Here is a 15998-nt window from a genome sequence, read left to right as displayed (position 1 = left end):
GTCTTTGACGAATGCTTTCACCTGATCTTTGTTAAAGCGCGCCACTTGTGTCATCCTCTCAAACCAACCTTTCTCTTAGTTTATTTCATATTGGTTTGAGAGTTTACACAAAAGATTTTACAGACTCTCTTTTTCGTATGCGCCGGGTTGCTCTTAATCCAAACCAACCGGTCACAAAACCGAGTATTCGATCACGTCGTCCGATAGAGGGGGGATAGAGGCGCCGCCTATAATGAATCCATCGGACCACAGATTGGAGTGACTGCCGCAATGTCCACAGCCCATATCGAACGATCCGCTTCGCCTCTGCGCCGGTTCGTACGCAACGTCGTGAAAGATCGGGCGCTGCTCATGCTGCTTCTTCCCGGCGTGCTCTACTTGCTGCTTAACAACTACTTCCCGATGTTCGGCATCATTATCGCGTTCAAGGACATCAACTACGCGCAAGGCATTCTCGGGAGCGATTGGGTCGGCTTCGACAACTTCGAGTTCCTGTTCACGACCTCGGACGCCTGGCTCATTACGAAGAACACCCTCATGTACAACGCGATATTCATCGTCCTGAACCTGGTCGTCCCGATCACGTTCGCCATCATGCTGAACGAGCTGAGACGGCAGATGATGGCCCGCTTCTACCAGAGCGTCATGTTCCTGCCCCACTTCCTCTCGATGATCGTCGTCGGCTATCTCGGCTATTCGCTGCTGAGCGGGCAATACGGGTTCATAAACGCGAACATTCTGAAGCCGCTCGGCTTCGAGGGCATCTCCTGGTACAGCGAACCCGAGTACTGGACGTACATTCTGCCGATCGTGAACGTGTGGAAGCATGCGGGGTACTACAGCATCATCTTCCTCGCCGCGATCATCGGCATCGACAACGAATATTACGAGGCGGCGCACATAGACGGAGCGAACAAACGGCAGCAGATTACGGGAATCACGCTTCCGCTCATCCGTCCGGTTATCGTCGTCATGACGCTTCTGCAGATCGGCAAGATTTTCAACGCGGACTTCGGCTTGTTCTACCAAGTGCCGCTAGACTCCGGTGCGCTGTACTCTACTACGCAGGTAATCGACACGTACGTGTACCGCGCGCTGCTCAATCTCGGAGATATCGGGATGTCGTCCGCGGCAGGCTTGTACCAAGCGTTCGTCGGCTTCGTGCTCGTCGTCGCGACGAACTATATCGTCCGCAAAATCGATAAAGACAACGCGTTGTTCTAGGAGGGCATCAGATGAGCGAGCCGCTACAGACGATTCATCCCAACGCGCCGGGGCGTAATCAGAATGCCATCAAGCCGGCGACCGAATGGGCCATCCATATTCTGCTTATCGTATACGCCTTCCTGTGCGTCTTCCCGATTCTCGTCGTCCTCGGCGTCTCGCTTACGGATCAGAACGCGATCTACAAGCACGGCTACAGCCTGATTCCGAGACAGTTCAGCTGGGATGCGTACGCGTTCCTGTTCCGGGACGTCGGCCAGATCACGAACGCTTACGGGATTACGATCTTCGTCACCGTCGTCGGGACGATCGTCGCGCTGGCGATCACCGCGCTCGTCGCGTACCCGCTGTCCAGAAGGGACTTCGCGTTCCGGGGATTCTTCTCCTTCTTCGTCTTCTTCACGATGATTTTCGGCGGGGGGCTCGTGCCTTGGTATCTCGTCTACACGTACTTCTTCGATATCCGGGACACGCTGCTGTCGCTCATCGTACCGAATCACCTTCTCAGCGCATTCTTCGTTATCATCATGCGGACGTTCTTCACGCAGAGCATACACCCGTCCATCCTGGAATCGGCCAAGATCGACGGCGCCGGAGAACTTCGCATCTTCGCTAGAATCGTCGTTCCGTTGTCGCTTCCGGTGCTCGCTACGATCGGGCTGTTCTACACGCTCGGCTATTGGAACGACTGGTTCAACAGCCTCGTGTTCATCAACGACAGCAATCTCGTCAGTCTTCAGTACCTGATGTATATGGCGATGCGCAACCTGCAGTTCATGAGCAACTACGCCGCGGAAGCCGGCATGTCGGCCGAGCAGATCGCGAGTCTCCCCGGCGAGACCGCCCGCATGGCCATGGCCATCCTCGGCATGGGGCCGATCGTCGTGGCGTTCCCGTTCTTCCAGAAGTACTTCGTCAAAGGGCTGACGGTAGGCGCGGTTAAAGGCTAGGCTAGTCCCGGTATCCCCGGTTAGCATATAATAACGTCATGTTGGAGGGGTTAAACAATGAGAACGTTCAAGAAGAACACGCTCGCGCTTCTCGGTCTGATGCTTAGCTTCACGCTCGTGCTCGCCGCATGCTCCAAGGGAAACAACGGTAACGACAACGCCGGATCCGCGCCGAGCAGCTCGCCTGCCGCAAGCTCTCCGGCCGCGTCTTCCCCGGCGGCCGAGCCGACGGCGGAACCGCTCGAGCCGGTGACGATCAAGATGTTCGTGCCGGGCGTTCCCCAGAACGACCAGAAGCTCGTGAACGAAGAAGTGACCAAGTACCTGAAGGATAAAATCAACGTAAATTTCGAAATGACGGTCATCGACTGGGCGAGCTGGCAAGACAAAATGCAGCTGAAGTACGCCACGAACGAAGAGTTCGACATTACGCTGACGATGAGCTGGGATAACTGGACGACCAAGATCAAGGACGGCGTCATTATTCCGATCGACGAGCTGATGGCGAAATACGCGGCGGATGCGGTCGCGCAGACCGATCCGAAGGTGCTCAGCGGCATCAAGTTCAACGGCCAGACGTACGGGTTCCCGACGAACAAGGAATTCGCGGGCAACAAGGGCATCATGGTCCGCAAAGACATCGCCGAGAAGTACGGCTTCGACCTGAGCACGGTCAAGACGCCGGAGGACATGGAACCGTTCTTCGACGTCATCAAGGAGAAAGAGCCGGGAATGACGCCGTTCCTGAGCGGCAAAGACGTCGGCCTCAACATCGCGCTGCAGGAAGGCCTCTTCGTCTCCGCCGGCGGCGGCAAAAACTTAGGCGCCATGGACCGATACTCGCCCGACTTGAAGATCATCGACCTGCATGCCGACCAGAAGTATATCGATATGCTGAAGCTGACCCGCAAGTGGTACGAGAAAGGCTACATCAACCAAGACGCGACGACGCTGGCGGACTTCGCGGGCGCTTACCGCTCGGGCAAGGTATTCGCGTACTCCGAGTCGCTGAAGCCGGGCAAGGACGCCGAAGTCAGCCAAGCGAGCGGCTTCCCGTGGGTGCAGATCGACATGACGAAGCCGATCGTATCGACGAGCAGCGTCCTCGGCAACATGCTGTCGATCTCCCGCACTTCGAAAAACCCGGAGCGCGCCATGATGTTCATCAACCTGCTGCATACGGACAAATACCTGGTCAACCTGATCGCGTTCGGCATCGAAGGCAAGCACTATGTCAAAGTCGGAGACAACACGATCGACTATCCGGAAGGCGTGACGTCCCAGACTTCCGGCTACGCGCTCGGCTCCCCTTACATGTTCGGCAACCAGTTCCTCGACTACCTGTGGGCGAACGAAGACCCGCAGAAGTGGGAGAAGTTCAAGCAGTTCAACGAATCCGCGGAAGAAGCCAAAGGGCTCGGCTTCATCTTTAACCCGGAGAACGTCAAGAACGAGATCAGCGCGTACAACAACAAGATCGCCGAATTCCTGCCGGGTCTCATTACGGGCTCGGTCGATCCGGAGGAGTACTTGCCGAAGATGGATAAGGAACTGAAGGCGGCGGGCATGGACAAGATCAACGAAGAAATTCAGAAACAGCTTGACGCTTGGGCAACGACGGCGGGAAAATAAGGTAGCGATAAGCGTCGCGCGGCGGCTCCGTTATTGACGGGGCCGCCGTTTGCACAAGGAGGAGATCATGTTGGATTCAACGATTACCGTACAATCGATTATCGATAAGCTGGTCGAACCGATCGGTCCGCTCGGCGCGACCGTCGACCAGCTCGTCGCGGGCGATCCGAACAGGCAGGCGCGCCGCGTCGCGGTGGCGTTCCTCGCTTCGTACGACGTCATTCGGGAAGCGGCCGCGCAAGGAGCGGATCTGATCATTACCCACGAACCGACGTTCTACTTGCACAACGACGAGACGGAGTGGCTGGGCGGGGATCCGGTATACGAGGAGAAGAGAAGGTTGATCGAGGAGTCGGGCATCGCGATCTTCCGCTTCCACGACTACGTGCACCTGTACAAGCCGGACGGCATATTGGAAGGAATGCTCGAGCGAATGGAGTGGACGGAGCTTGCAAGACCGGAAGCCCGGCACATCGTCGACGTGCCTCCGGCGACGGTTCGCGAAGTCGCGGACCGGTTCAGGGAGAAGCTGCCGGTCCGCGGCCGGATGCAGCTGTTCGGCGATCCGGAGCTGGCCGTGTCCGCGATCGGACTGCTTCCCGGCATGGTCGGCGGGCAGAAGCAAATCCGCACGTTCTCCGAATTCGGACCCGAGCTGATCGTCGTCGGCGAGACGCACGAATGGGAGACGAACGAGTACGTCCGCGACGCGATCGCCATGAACGGGAACAAGGCGTTATTGATTCTCGGACACGAGGCGAGCGAGGAAGCGGGCATGCGCGCGGTCGTCCCGATGCTGCGGGCGGCGTTCCCGGACGTCGAGACGTTCTACGCGACCGGCCGGCAAGACCGTTCCGGGCCGATCTACCTCTAATCCGCGAACGGAGTGAACGGCATGACTAGCGGCAAGAAGACGGGGTTGATCGTCGTCGGCATCCTCCTCGTCAGCGTCAATCTGCGCGCGCCCTTAACGTCCGTAAGTCCCGTACTGGGATCGATCAGCGAAGCGTTCGGATTGTCTCATGCCGTGGCCGGCCTTCTCACGACGCTGCCCTTGCTCGCCTTCGCGCTGTTCTCGGTGCTCGCGCCGACGTTCGGGCGCAGGTTCGGCTTGGAGCGCGTCTTCCTCGGCGCGTTGCTCTGCGTGTCGGCAGGCTTGCTCGCGCGTCCTTGGTCGGGCGCGTGGTTGCTGCTGCTCGGCACGGCGCTCGCCGGCATCGGCATTGCCGCCTGCAACGTGCTGCTGCCGGCGTTCATCAAGCGCAGCTTCCCTCTCCGGCTCGGCCTGATGACGGGCGTCTACTCGGTGACGATGAATCTGCTCGGCTCGGTCGCGTCCGGAGCCAGCGTGCCCGTCTCCCGTGCGTTCGGCGTGACGTGGGAGTGGACGCTCGCCTGGTGGGGCTTCGTCGCGCTGCTCTCGGCGATCTATTGGGCGATATGGATGCGCGGAACTTCGGGGAAGACGGGAGTTGTCGCGGGAGAGCCCTCCCGCGAGCGGACGTCGCTATGGCGATACCGATTGAGTTGGCAGATGACGCTCTATATGGGGTTGCAGTCGTTCCTGTTCTTCGTCGTCATGGCTTGGTTGCCGGATATCGCCGCCGAGCGCGGCGTCGATGCGCGAAGCGCGGGGTTCATGGTCGCGCTTATGCAATTCGGAGGCTTGCCGTTCAATATGGCGATGCCGCTGCTCGCGGGCAAGGTGAAGGACCAGCGCCTGCTCACGTCGGCGACCGCTCTCATCTTCGCGCTGGGTACGGGTTGCATGTTCATGTACGACGCCGGCATGCTCGCGCTCGGCGCGGCGCTGATCGGCATCGGCGGCGGCAGCTCGTTCGGCCTCGCGATCATGTTCTTCAGCCTGCGGACGCACGGCGCGCAGCAGGCGGCGGAGATGTCGGGAATGGCGCAATCGTTCGGCTACTTGCTGGCGAGCGCCGGACCCGCGCTGTTCGGTTGGCTGCACGACGCGAGCGGGAATTGGGACGTGCCGTTGTCGCTGCTGGGCATCGCGGTCCTCGTCTTCGCCTGGGCGGGGCTCGGAGCGGGAAGGGACGCGAAGCTGCCCGTGCCGGACACCGTGCGGGAGATCAAGGTCGAGGTCGTATAATATCGTATGAAACGAACCGCCATAGCGAACGAAGCCGGGCAAGCAGACGGTTACGAGTCGCTATGGCAGTTTTTTGGGCTGTCTGCTATAAGGAAGCGTTACGATCTCAAGCCTCTCGGTCCCGTCCGGAATTGCTTCGGACTGACGCCGTAATAAGCGCTGAAATGGCGGGAAAACGGATGGATCGAACCGTATCCGAGCTTCTCGGCGATCGCCGTGACGGAGAGATCGCTCTCTTGGAGCAATTGCGAAGCGCGCTTCATCAACTGCTTGTGCTGATAGGCTTTGGGCGTCATTCCCGTCTCCCGGAGGAACAGCTCGTGGAAATACGTTCGCTTCAATCCGCACGACTTCCACCATTCCGAGACGGGCTCCCGAAGCTCGGGGGAAGCGTCCAGCCTGTCGAGCAGGCGGACGACCCGGTAATCGGTCGGCTGCTTGGTGTGGACCGCGTCGTGCCAAGCGAGCATCCACGCGTAGAAGAGGGAGTTCACCATTTCGGCCCGGTACGCGCCGGCGTTCTCGAACAGCTTCGAGAGCGCATGGATCATATCGAACAACGGCGCGTGAGCTTGCAGCGAGAAGAGGCTCGGCAGCGCGTCCAGCTCGTCGCAAGCCGGCTGCGGCGTCTCTTCGGCAGGATCGTACGGATCGGGATAGCGGTAGAAAATCCGGCTCAGCGAATGCGGCCGCCGCGCTTCCCACAGGTCGAAGTACACGTTGTAGCTCGACAGCGGATGGGAGGGAGAGATATGGAAAGCATGAGATTGCCCGGGTCGCAGGAACACGAGCGTCCTTCTCCCGATCGGGTACCGCTTGCCGTCGACTTCCATCTCTCCGGGACCTTCGGGGAACAGATGGATCGAGTAGACGGTGCAGGCGCGCAGCCCCTCGTTGTAGCTGCCGTCATAGACGTAAGGCATATATTCGCCGACGTAAGGCGTTATATCGGTAAGCTTCTTCAAGTGTTATCCCTCCGATGGTTGCCGATTCCGATTACCGGACGAATCGTCAAATTCATGGACGCTTGATCAAATACGACAGCTACTATGAATGATACGATATACGCAACGAAGTTCATAGTATCCTGTTCGCGAATACGGATGAAATACACAACGGAGGTTAGGACCCGATGAAGAAGACAACCGGATTAAAGCTCGTATTCGATAGCGCGGCGAATAGATGGTCCGAGGGTTTCCCGCTCGGCAACGGCAGCCTCGGCGCGGTAATCGTAGCCGGAGGCGAGTCGGAGACGTGGCACCTGACGGAAGCGACGTATTGGTCGGGCCGGCCCGAGCGGACGCCGAGCCGATCCCAAGGCAAAGCGGATCTCGAGCGGATGCGGGAACGGTTCTTCGCCGGGGATTACGAGGGCGGGGAACGGCTCGTCGAACGGGCGCTCATGCCGGACAAAGGCAACTTCGGCACGAACGTGGCGATGTGCGACGCGCGGTTCGCGTTCGGCCACGCGGCGACATCGTTGCGGCGGGAGCTGGACCTGGAGGAGGCGATCGCCTCGATCGCTTATGAATCGGCAGACGTCCGATACGGGCGGGAGACGTTCGCCTCTCATCCCGGCGCCGTCGTCGCTTCCAAGCTGACCGCCGATAAGCCGGGAGCGATCTCTTTCGTTCTCGGGCTGGAGGGTCGGTCGAATACGTTCTCCGCAACGGAAGGCGCTGGCGGCGATACGCTCGTATTCGCGGGGAGCGCGACGGAAAGCGTGCACAGCGACGGCTCATGCGGCGTTAACGGCGCGGGCGCGATCAAGGTCGTCGTTCGGGGCGGGACCATGCGCGCGGAGGAAGGGAAACTCGTCGTCGAGGGCGCGGACGAAGCGTTCGTCTACTTCGCGGCTTCGACCGATTACGGCTTGGGCGAAGACGTCAGTTGGAAAGATCAACCGGCGGAGAGGGTTGCGCGCGCGGCTGTCCAAGGGTACGAAGCGCTGAAGCGGGAACATATCGCCGATTACCGTTCGCTGTTCGCGCGGGTGAACGTCTCGCTCGGCAACGCCGATGCCGAAGAACGGCCGGAAGCGACGACGAGCGAACGGATGGCGCGTCTTCGCGAAGGCGGCGCATCGGCCGACGCCGGATTGTTCGCGCTCTTCTATCAATACGGTCGATACTTAACGATCTCCGGCTCGCGGCAAGATTCCAGGCTGCCGATGCATCTGCAAGGCATCTGGAACGACGGCGAAGCGTGCGCCATGGCGTGGAGCTGCGACTATCATCTGGACGTGAACACGCAGATGAATTATTACCCCGCGCAGACGGCCAATCTCGCGGATTGCCACGAGCCGCTGTTCCGGTTCGTCGAGCGGCTGGCGGAGGCGGGCAAGGTTGCCGCACGGGACTTCTACGGCTGCGAGGGCTGGGTCGCGCACGTGTTCACGAACGCTTGGGGATTCGCCGCTCCGGGTTGGCACTATTCATGGGGTTTGAACGTCACCGGCGGTCTATGGTTGGCGGCGCAATTGAAGGAGCATTACGACTTCAGCGGAGACGACGCGTTCTTGGCAAGCACGGCCTACCCAGTGCTGAAGAGCGCGGCGACGTTCTACCTCGATTACATGACCGTGGATCCGGCCACCGGGTATCTCGTCACGGGACCGTCGAACTCGCCGGAGAACAGCTTCTATCCAAGCGAAGGTTCGGGCGAATCCCGCACGATGTCGATGGGCTCGGTCATGGATACGATGCTCGTCCGCGAGCTGTTCTCGTTCTGCATCGAGGCTTCGCTCAAGCTCGGCGACGACGAGGCGTTCCGCGGCAAGCTGGCGCAGGCGCTGGCGCTGCTCGCTCCGCTTGCGGTCGGGAGCGAAGGACAATTGCAGGAGTGGCTGAAGGATTACGGCGAAGCGCAGCCGGATCATCGCCATCTGTCCCATCTGTACGGGCTGTATCCCGGCAACGAGATTACGCCGGACGGTACGCCGGAGCTGGCGCAAGCGGCGCGTACGACGCTCGACCGCCGGCAACGCGGCTCGACTCTGGAAGACGTTGAATTCACGCTCGCGCTGTTCGCCGCCGGAAGAGCGCGGCTGCGCGACGGGGATCGCGCGCGAGATCATCTCGCTTACTTGATCGGCGAGCTGTGCTTCGATAATCTGCTCACGTTCTCCAAGCCGGGCATCGCGGGAGCGGAAGCGTACATCTTCGTGGCGGACGGCAACTTCGGCGGGGCCGCGGCGTTCGCGGAGATGCTGCTGCAGAGCCACGCGGGAGAGATCCATGTCCTGCCGGCGATTCCGGCGGATTGGCCGAACGGCAGCTTCGAAGGCTTGCGGGCAAGAGGCGGCGCGGAGATCGACGTCGCTTGGAGCGGAGGCCGGCTCGTATCCGCGACGGTAAGGGCGAGCAAGCCGCTTCGCACGAAGCTTCGCTACGAAGATCTGACCGTCGATATCTCGTTGGAAGAAGGACGCGCGATCACGTTCGACGGTAGCCTGACGGCGCGAGCGTAACCGAATAGATGTAAGGCCAAGCGACTGCGCGGATATCCGCGCGGTTGCTTTCCTTTATCCGAGTGACGTGCGGGAAAGCGAATTTTGTACGATAATGGGATAAGCTTTTCTTGAGAGCGCTACCATGGCAGGGGGGAGGAGGGCACGGATGAAGAAGTTCTCCAACGTATTCAGAAGTTTTCTGATTTCCTATATCGTCATCCTGATCATCCCGAGCATCGCCGGCTTCATGTCCTACCAGACTTCGATCTCGGTCACGAAGAAGGCATCGATCGAGAATAGCGTCACGCAGCTGCAGAAGACGAAGGAATTGCTGGAGAGACGGATGGCCGAGGTCGAAGGCTTCACGCGGCAGCTCGCGATCAATCCGGACTTGAACGCGCTCATGAACGAGAGAACGACGGGCGACCAAGCGAACGTGTACGGGATTTGGAAAATGCTGCGCAACGTCATGACGTTCGGACAGACGAACGATTTCCTGCAGCAATTTTACGTATATCTGAGCAACTACAACGTCGTTCTGACGCCGGGCTCGGCTTACTTCCGGCCGGAGCATTATTACGCGACGTTCCATTACGAGGATCAGACGTTCTCGGAATGGAAGCAGTCGATTCTCGGACAGACCCACCGCAGCGAGATCATGCCGCTTCGCCCGTTCCTGAACAAAGGAACGAAGACGAGCGTCGTTACTTATATGCAATCTTTTCCGCTGGATAGCTTCGGAAGCTCTTCGCCCGCGGTCGCCGTCGTCATGATCGACGAGAAGACGATCGGGAACCTGTTGTCGGGCATTACGGACCGCTACGGGGGCTGGACGTTGATCAGCGACGGAGAAGGCCGCACGATCGCCTCGCAAGGCACGGGCGTCCCCGATATGGCGAAGCTCGCGGACGACGGTATGTTGGATCCGGGGCAAGTGAGCCAATACTACGAGGACGATCTCGTCATCGCGACGGTCTCGGATTCGAACGGCTGGGTGTACCGCGCGGGCATTCCGCGGGAGGTGCTGCTCGAGGACTCGAAACGGATCAAGTTCATCACGTGGACGGTCACGGGAACCGCGCTCGGCGTCGGCTTGCTCGTCGGACTCGCGCTCGCTTACCGGAACAGCGCGCCGATCCACAAGCTCGTCTCCGCGTTCGGCGCGGACAATTCCGCCGCCCGCAACGAGTACGACTTCCTGCACGGGAATATCGCGGAGATGCTCCGCAACAGCAATCGGCTGGAGACGGAGCTGCACCGCCAAGTTCCGCTCGTGCGGGACGCGTTCCTGAAGCGGCTCATCTCGGGCGAGCTGCAGTCCCGCGAAGAAATCTTCGCGGCGGCTTCCCAAGCGAATACCGGCATCTACGGTCATTCGGGCTACGTCTGCATCCTGCAGGTCGAAGGGTATTCCGGCGGCATGGACAGCGTCGACGTCCTGAACGAGCTGAACGCGGCGCGGCTCATCCTGAAGCAGACGTTAACCGATCTCGCGGGCTACACGCTGACGACGGATTGGGGCTCGGACCGCATCGTCATCGTGTTCGGCTCCCTCGAGGCGGAGTCGGGCAACGCCGTCGGCAAGGATGAGATCGCGGCGCTGCTGGACCAGCTGTCCCGCCGCGCCTTCGAGGAATACAAGATCACGTTCACCGCGACGGTCGGAGACCGGTTCGAGGCGGAGACGGAAGTCAGCGCCTCGTACGAGCAGGCGAAGCTGGCCTTGGAGCACGCGCACCATTCCGATCGCAGAGGCATCGTCTGGTACGACGAGACGAGAGTCGAGAGCGCGACTTACTATTATCCGCTGGATATGGAGCTTCGGCTGATCGGCACGATTCGCGCTGGGGAGACGGAGGAGTCGCTTCGGCTCTTGCGGTCCGTCCTGCTCATGAACACGGAGCAGCGCGAATTGTCCGTCGAGATGTGGCATCAGCTCGTCGGCGAATTGAAGGGAACGCTCCTGAAGCTGCTCGATCAGAAGCTGTTCCTGGAATCCGGCAGGTTCGAAGCGTTGAAGGACCGGATCATTGCGATCCAGCCGTCGGACAAGCGGGTACTGCAGGCGGAGATCGAGGAGATCGCGTCGGCGATGTGCGAAGTCGTCGTCGGACGCAAGAACGATGGCCATATGCGCACCGTCGAGCAGATCAAGGCGTTCGTCGAGGAGCGTTACTCGGACGCGGAGCTGACGCTGTACCGGATCGCCGAGCAAGTGGAACGGCCGGAGAAATACATTTCGCAGCTGTTCAAGGAAGTTACCGGCTCGAATCTGTCCGACTACTTGGAGACCGTCCGGATGGACAACGCGGTCAAGCTGCTCGTCGAGGAACGGTATACCGTGGACGAAATATCGTCGCGCGTCGGCTATAACAGCTCGCATTCGTTCCGCCGCGCGTTCAAGCGCGTGACGGGAGTGTCGCCGAGCTCGTACCGGCAGTCCGCCGAAGAATGAGAGGAGGGAAGCGAGATGAGACCGACAATCCGATTGCTTGCGGCGGCCGTATCGCTATTCGCGATCGCCGCCACGCTTCCCGCATGCGACGGTAACGGCGACGGGAAGAACGCAGGACAAGAAGAGCGGCTCGCGATTAGCATATACGCGCAGCAAGACGCGACGTTCGATCTGAAGACGAACGAATTCTCCAGATTGCTGGAAGAGAAGTACGACGTCTCGTTCGACTGGCGAACCGTACCGTACGAAGGCGCCAGGGAGAAACGGCAAATATCCCTCGCGAGCGGCAATTACCCGGACGCGTACATGCTGACGGCGTACATCGACCAGTTCTCCCAAGCCGACTTACTTCGTTACGGCAAGCAAGGGAAGTTCTATCCGCTCAACGACTTGATCGAGCGGTACGCGCCGCATATTAAGGAAGCGTTCGAGAAGGAGCCCGACCTGCGTGCGATGAGCACGGCGCCGGACGGCAACGTCTACGGTCTTCCCGCGTACAGCGAATGCTACCATTGCTCGTATCCGAACAAGCTGTGGATCAATACGAAGTGGCTGGACAAGCTCGGGCTGCGGATGCCGGAGACGACGGATCAGCTTCGGGACGTGCTGCGCGCTTTCAAGACCGGAGACCCGAACGGGAACGGAATCGCCGACGAAGTGCCGCTCAGCGGCTCGTCGGAGAACTTCGGCGTTCGCGTGCTGCCGTATCTCATGAACGGCTTCGTCTACGACGACGACCGCACGTACTTGACGCTCGAAGGCGGTAAGGTCGGCTTCGCCGCGGCGGCGCCGGAGTGGAAGGAAGGGCTGGCCTACGTCAAATCGTTGTACGAGGAAGGCTTGATCGACCCGGGGGCGTTCACGCAGAACGCGGAAGCGTTCCGGGCGCTCGGAGAGAACGAAGGCGCGCAAATTCTCGGCGCCGGCACGGCGATGCATCCGGCGATCTTCGTGGACACGGGTCCGGACAACGAACGCGGGTCGGACTACAATGCGGCGCCGCCGCTGCGAGGTCCGCACGGAACGTACGCGGTCTATAATCCGCTCGGCATTACGCCCGGCGCGAAGTTCGCCATCACGGACAAAGCCAGTCCGGAAGAGCGAATCGCGCTCATCCGCATCGTCGATTACTTGTATACCCCGGTCGGGCAGGCGAACGCGGAAGTCGGCATGGAAGGAATCGACTGGCGCAAGCCGCTGCCGGAGGAGCGGGGGCTCGGACCGGACGTGGCAGCGGCGTTCACCCGGATTCCGGTGAAGGTAGACGAGCCGCCGCGCAATTCCGGATGGGCGGGGATGGGACACTTCTATATGCCCATGACCTACAGGGACAGCTGGGTCGCGGACATGGATATTTACTCGCCGGGCGGTTACGAACGCAGATTATATGAGGCGACTGCATTATACGACGGACATGAGCCCAAGGAGACGTACCCGTCGTGGTCGGCTTGGCTGGACCCGGACGTCGCCGACGAAGTGAGCATTCTGCAAGCGAATCTCAAGAACTGGATCGATCAGAACGTCATCCAATTCGTCATGGGCGAGAAGAGCTTGGACAAAGACTGGAACGCGTACGTTCAAGGACTGCGAGACGTGGGGGCTGATCGGTATCTCGCCATCATGCAGCAGTCATATGACGAGTGGACGAGTAACAATTGAATAACTCTATCTAGGGTAGAGCCGATCGCGACGTATGCGGTCGGCTTTTTGCTGCGCAACGGACACACGCGAGGGAGCTGTTGGTTGGGCCATTAAGCACGAAATATCGCATACACTTTCCCCGGAAACCTCGATCTGGCCAGTTAAGCACGAAATATCGCATACATATTCCCGGGAAACCTCGATCTGGCCAGTTAAGCACGAAATACCGAATACATGTTCCTCAAAAGCCTCTGACTGGCTAATTAAGCACGAAATATCGCATACATTTTCAAGATTAACCTCGGTCAAGCCCATCGTTTTCCCTCGCCGACTCATCATCCCGTCCCCGCGCGCGGAGCCCCGTATTCCCCTCTCGCTGATCAATTCACGTAATGTAGTCCGCCCCACCATACCGTACACGCCACGTACATGCCCAATATCGCCGAGAATGGCCGCAGAACGCGGAAGTGTCCCCCCGAAATCGGGAGATTCGTACGTCCGAAACCGCAATTGTACCTATCTCGAACGGTCGAAAATCTCCTATGATCGACGTGTAGAAAGCGCTGTCATTCACCACGTCAAGTCGCAAAGGAGGGGAACCGCATGGAAGCCGCCGGCAAACGAATCGGCGCAAGAAGAAGCTTCGCAAGACATTGGCAATTGTATCTGATCGTCTTGCCGCCGCTGATGTTCTTTCTGATTTTCAAGTATTATCCGATGTTGAACGCGGTCCTCGCCTTCAAAGATTATTACGTCACGAAGGGCATCTGGGGCAGTCCGTGGGTCGGCCTGCATAACTTCCGGCTGTTCTTCGAGAATCCGATGTTCTGGACGCTCGTCAAGAACACGCTCAAGATCAGCTTCTATCTGCTGCTCGCGGGATTCCCGATTCCGATCCTGCTCGCGCTCATGCTGAACGAGATCCGAAGCCACAGGTTCAAGCGTCTCGTGCAGCTCGTCACGTTCGCGCCGTACTTCATCTCCACGGTCGTCATGGTGTCGATCGTCATGCTGTTCCTGGCGCCGCGGCTCGGATTCGTGAACGTCTTCCTGAATCACCTGGGCTTCGATTCGATCAACTTCCTAGGCAATCCGGGCATGTTCTCTTCGATCTACGTCTGGTCGGACATCTGGCAGACGGCCGGTTACTCGGCGGTCATCTACTTGGCGGCGTTGTCCGCGGTAGACCCGACGCTGTACGAAGCGGCGAAGGTGGACGGGGCGTCGCGATTCCAGAAAATATGGAACGTCGACCTGCCGGGCATTCTGCCGACGATCACGATCATTCTCATCCTGAACGTGGGAAGCGTCATGGCGATCGGCTTCGAGAAGATTTATTTGCTGCAGAACAACTTGAACATCGCCGAATCGGAGATTATCGCCACTTACGTGTACAAAATCGGCTTACTGAACGCCAACTACAGCTTCGCGACGGCCGTCGGCTTGTTCAACTCGGTGATCAACCTCATCCTGTTGTTCTCGGTCAACGCGTTGGCACGGCGCTTTTCCAACTCCAGCATCTGGTAATCGAGAGGTGAGAACATGGCAACCGCAACCGCGGCCAAGACAACTCGCATGAAACCCGCAAGCATCAGAGAATCCGCGGGAGACCGCATCTTCCTATTGGCGATCTACGTCGTCCTTACGCTCGTGCTCGTCACCGTGCTCTATCCGCTCATCTACATCGTCAGCAGCTCGTTCAGCAGCGCGTCCGCGGTATCGGCAGGCAAAGTCTGGCTGTGGCCCGTCGACCTGTCGCTGAAAGGCTACGAGACGCTGTTCAAGAATCCGCAAGTGTTGACCGGCTACGGCAACTCGCTGTTCTACACGGCGGCGGGCACGTTCATCAGCGTCACGCTGACCGTCATGCTGGCGTATCCGCTATCGCGCAAAACGTTCTACGGACGCGGCGCGATCATGATGATCATCACTTTCACGATGCTGTTCAGCGGCGGATTGATTCCGACGTACATGGTCGTGAAGGAGCTCCATATGATCGATACGCGATGGGCGCTGCTCATCCCGAACGCGATCTGGGTATGGCAGGTCATCATCGCCCGATCGTTCTTCCAATCGTCGATTCCGGACGAACTCGTCGAGGCGAGCGAGATGGACGGCTGCAGCGACCTGCGCTTCATGAGGAGCGTCGTCATCCCGCTGTCCAAGCCGATCATCGCCGTTCTCGTCCTCATGTACGCGGTCGGCCAATGGAACGCCTACTTCGACGCGCTGATCTACTTGAAGAGCGCGGACAAGTATCCGCTGCAGCTCATCCTGAGAAGCATCATCATCCAGAACAACAGCGGCAACTCCGTCATGGACGCCATGAAGCAGGTCGAGCGACAGCAGCTGTCCGAGCTGCTCAAGTACGCGCTGATCGTCGTGGCCACGCTGCCGGTGCTGATCATCTATCCGTTCGTGCAGCGCCACTTCGTGCAAGGGATGCTCGTCGGATCGGTCAAGGGTTAATTGGGACGTCATCGAGAGGGGGGATGCAGGCAACGATTAGCTCGTAAGGCGCATGAACAAGCA

At 59.5% G+C, this 15998-nt stretch carries 11 protein-coding genes; 10 read left to right on the top strand and 1 reads right to left on the bottom strand.

Annotation, left to right across the window (positions count from 1 at the left end; translation table 11 throughout):
• Positions 1–270 precede the first annotated feature (270 nt).
• From ACFQZG_RS04910 to ACFQZG_RS04890, 5 genes are all read left to right on the top strand, one after another.
• On the top strand, positions 271–1224 hold the full coding sequence (locus ACFQZG_RS04910) for an ABC transporter permease (protein ID WP_378150412.1): 954 nt from the start codon (positions 271–273) through the stop codon (positions 1222–1224).
• Positions 1225–1235: 11 nt separating this feature from the next.
• Positions 1236–2174 carry a carbohydrate ABC transporter permease gene (locus tag ACFQZG_RS04905; RefSeq protein WP_378150411.1) on the top strand — a complete coding sequence of 313 codons (939 nt, stop codon included), beginning with the start codon at positions 1236–1238 and terminating at the stop codon, positions 2172–2174.
• 57 nt (positions 2175–2231) lie between these two features.
• Positions 2232–3806, top strand: a complete 1575-nt coding sequence (locus ACFQZG_RS04900; RefSeq protein ID WP_378150410.1) for an ABC transporter substrate-binding protein — start codon at positions 2232–2234, stop codon at positions 3804–3806.
• A 67-nt stretch (positions 3807–3873) separates the two neighbouring features.
• On the top strand, positions 3874–4680 hold the full coding sequence (locus tag ACFQZG_RS04895) for a Nif3-like dinuclear metal center hexameric protein (RefSeq protein ID WP_378150409.1): 807 nt from the start codon (positions 3874–3876) through the stop codon (positions 4678–4680).
• A 21-nt stretch (positions 4681–4701) separates the two neighbouring features.
• The gene (locus ACFQZG_RS04890; protein WP_378150408.1) at positions 4702–5919 is read left to right on the top strand and encodes a CynX/NimT family MFS transporter; all 1218 of its coding nucleotides are present in this window, start codon (positions 4702–4704) and stop codon (positions 5917–5919) included.
• Between the two features lie 98 nt (positions 5920–6017).
• On the opposite strand, the gene ACFQZG_RS04885 is transcribed toward ACFQZG_RS04890, so the two are convergent.
• Positions 6018–6884 (bottom strand): helix-turn-helix domain-containing protein, encoded by an 867-nt coding sequence (locus ACFQZG_RS04885; RefSeq protein ID WP_378150407.1) that lies wholly within the window; start codon positions 6882–6884, stop codon positions 6018–6020.
• Positions 6885–7051: 167 nt separating this feature from the next.
• Between ACFQZG_RS04885 and ACFQZG_RS04880 the strand changes: the two genes are divergently transcribed.
• The 5 genes from ACFQZG_RS04880 to ACFQZG_RS04860 all read left to right on the top strand — a co-directional run bounded on the left by ACFQZG_RS04880 (position 7052) and on the right by ACFQZG_RS04860 (position 15935).
• Entirely contained in the window at positions 7052–9388 is a 2337-nt protein-coding gene (locus ACFQZG_RS04880) for a glycoside hydrolase family 95 protein (RefSeq protein ID WP_378150406.1), read from the top strand.
• Between the two features lie 148 nt (positions 9389–9536).
• Positions 9537–11825 carry an AraC family transcriptional regulator gene (locus tag ACFQZG_RS04875; RefSeq protein WP_378150405.1) on the top strand — a complete coding sequence of 763 codons (2289 nt, stop codon included), beginning with the start codon at positions 9537–9539 and terminating at the stop codon, positions 11823–11825.
• 15 nt (positions 11826–11840) lie between these two features.
• On the top strand, positions 11841–13484 hold the full coding sequence (locus tag ACFQZG_RS04870) for an extracellular solute-binding protein (RefSeq protein WP_378150404.1): 1644 nt from the start codon (positions 11841–11843) through the stop codon (positions 13482–13484).
• A gap of 585 nt (positions 13485–14069) precedes the next feature.
• Positions 14070–14993 carry an ABC transporter permease gene (locus ACFQZG_RS04865; RefSeq protein WP_378150403.1) on the top strand — a complete coding sequence of 308 codons (924 nt, stop codon included), beginning with the start codon at positions 14070–14072 and terminating at the stop codon, positions 14991–14993.
• A 15-nt stretch (positions 14994–15008) separates the two neighbouring features.
• Positions 15009–15935, top strand: a complete 927-nt coding sequence (locus ACFQZG_RS04860) for a carbohydrate ABC transporter permease (protein WP_378150402.1) — start codon at positions 15009–15011, stop codon at positions 15933–15935.
• Positions 15936–15998: the final 63 nt, after the last annotated feature.

Origin of the sequence: Cohnella sp. GCM10027633 (assembly GCF_042675445.1) — a bacterium.
Classification (GTDB): Bacteria; Bacillota; Bacilli; order Paenibacillales; family Paenibacillaceae; genus Cohnella.
This window is presented reverse-complemented; position numbering and strand designations above follow the sequence as displayed.

What these genes read in the sequence shown, in the direction of transcription:
- ACFQZG_RS04865 (WP_378150403.1), top strand. Translation starts at nt 14,070, where the DNA reads ATGGAAGCCGCCGGCAAACGAATCGGCGCAAGAAGAAGCTTCGCAAGA.
- ACFQZG_RS04890 (WP_378150408.1), top strand. Translation starts at nt 4,702, where the DNA reads ATGACTAGCGGCAAGAAGACGGGGTTGATCGTCGTCGGCATCCTCCTC.
- ACFQZG_RS04895 (WP_378150409.1), top strand. Translation starts at nt 3,874, where the DNA reads ATGTTGGATTCAACGATTACCGTACAATCGATTATCGATAAGCTGGTC.
- ACFQZG_RS04900 (WP_378150410.1), top strand. Translation starts at nt 2,232, where the DNA reads ATGAGAACGTTCAAGAAGAACACGCTCGCGCTTCTCGGTCTGATGCTT.
- ACFQZG_RS04870 (WP_378150404.1), top strand. Translation starts at nt 11,841, where the DNA reads ATGAGACCGACAATCCGATTGCTTGCGGCGGCCGTATCGCTATTCGCG.
- ACFQZG_RS04910 (WP_378150412.1), top strand. Translation starts at nt 271, where the DNA reads ATGTCCACAGCCCATATCGAACGATCCGCTTCGCCTCTGCGCCGGTTC.
- ACFQZG_RS04875 (WP_378150405.1), top strand. Translation starts at nt 9,537, where the DNA reads ATGAAGAAGTTCTCCAACGTATTCAGAAGTTTTCTGATTTCCTATATC.
- ACFQZG_RS04905 (WP_378150411.1), top strand. Translation starts at nt 1,236, where the DNA reads ATGAGCGAGCCGCTACAGACGATTCATCCCAACGCGCCGGGGCGTAAT.
- ACFQZG_RS04860 (WP_378150402.1), top strand. Translation starts at nt 15,009, where the DNA reads ATGGCAACCGCAACCGCGGCCAAGACAACTCGCATGAAACCCGCAAGC.
- ACFQZG_RS04880 (WP_378150406.1), top strand. Translation starts at nt 7,052, where the DNA reads ATGAAGAAGACAACCGGATTAAAGCTCGTATTCGATAGCGCGGCGAAT.